At 29.5% G+C, this 1,527-nt stretch carries 1 protein-coding gene; it reads left to right on the forward strand.

All coding sequences use genetic code 11. The annotated features are described in order from the left end of the window. Nucleotides 1–110 precede the first annotated feature (110 nt). Entirely contained in the window at nt 111–1,349 is a 1,239-nt protein-coding gene (locus ACQ3F0_RS26675) for an IS256 family transposase (protein WP_428868857.1), read from the forward strand. Nucleotides 1,350–1,527 lie beyond the last annotated feature (178 nt).

A 1,527-nucleotide genomic window follows, 5' to 3' on the forward strand; every position in this document is an offset into this window, starting at 1 on the left:
GGGACAGTAGGTAGATTTGTGTAAAAACAAATCTACCTACTATCTTTTTTTGTATGATTAGTTGGTAGTTTTGGAATAATATACTATGAAAAATTTAAGGAGGAAAATTTATGACAAAGAAAATTGATACCAACTTTGATTACAATGAAGAAGTTAAAAAATGCAAAACTATTGATGATGTTATGGGTAAAAATGGATTGATCCAAAGATTAGTTAAAGATGTTCTTCAAAATATTTTAGAAGGAGAAATGGAAGAGCACCTAGGGAGAGATAAGTATGAGAGACACAATAATGACGATACTGAAGATAGAAATTATCGAAATGGCTATAGTAAAAAGAATCTAAGAAGTTCTTTTGGTGATGTAGACCTTGATATACCACGAGATAGAAAAGCTGAGTTTGAACCTCAAATAGTAAAGAAATATGAAACTGTATGTACCGAACTAGATAAAAAAATTATTTCTTTGTATGCTAAAGGAATGTCTACTAGCGATATTCAAGCCGAAATTGAAGATTTATATGGAATAACAATATCACCTTCAATGGTTTCTAAGATTACAGATAAAGTCATGACTAGTGCTAAAGAGTGGCAAAATAGAGCTTTAGATAAAGTTTACCCAATAGTCTATTTAGATGCTATGTATTTTAAAGTAAGAAGCAATGGCAAAATAATCAACAAAGCAGCCTATATTTGTTTAGCCTACACAATGGATGGATTTAAAGATATTCTGGGTATCTGGATAGATGAAGCTGAAGGTGCTAAGTTTTGGTTAGGTATTTGTAATGATTTGAAAAATAGAGGAGTTAAAGAGATTCTTATTGCGTGTATGGATGGTTTAAAAGGATTACCACAAGCAATAAAAACGGTATTTCCATCCGTTAATATACAAACATGTATCGTTCATCAAATAAGAAACTCAATGAAATACATAGCATCCAAAGATAAAAAAGTTTTTATGAGAGACTTAAAAGAAGTTTATAAGGCTTCTACCGAAGAACTTGCTTTAGCGCAGCTAGATAATTTAAAGGGAACTTGGAATAATAAATATGCTATTGTTATAGACTCATGGTATAAGAATTGGGGGAATCTCTCTACTTTCTTTGAGTTTTCACCCAAAATAAGGAGAATGATTTATACAACTAATGCACTAGAGGGATTTAATAGGCAAATACGTAAATATACAAAGACTAGAATAATTTTTCCTACGGATGAATCTTTGAATAAGGCTATTTATTTAGCTACTATGGAAATCATGGAGAAATGGACTCAAGTGACTCATAATTGGGGTGCTACACTTGCAGAATTATCAATTATGTTTGAGGACCAATTAAAAGAAGAATTGGCTTAATAACTTGTACTTAATAGATTTTTTATGTATATTTTATGATTTTTTTCAAACAATATAGATAAACATAATCCAACAGTATTAGTATTTCAAAGATAAAAAATAATATTACTGGAATTAAGAATTTCCAGTAATATTATAATTATAAAATATTAAACTACACAAAACTATCTAGAGTCTC

It is taken from the genome of Clostridium sediminicola, from assembly GCF_050402865.1.
Classification (GTDB): Bacteria; Bacillota; Clostridia; order Clostridiales; family Clostridiaceae; genus Clostridium_AF; species Clostridium_AF sediminicola.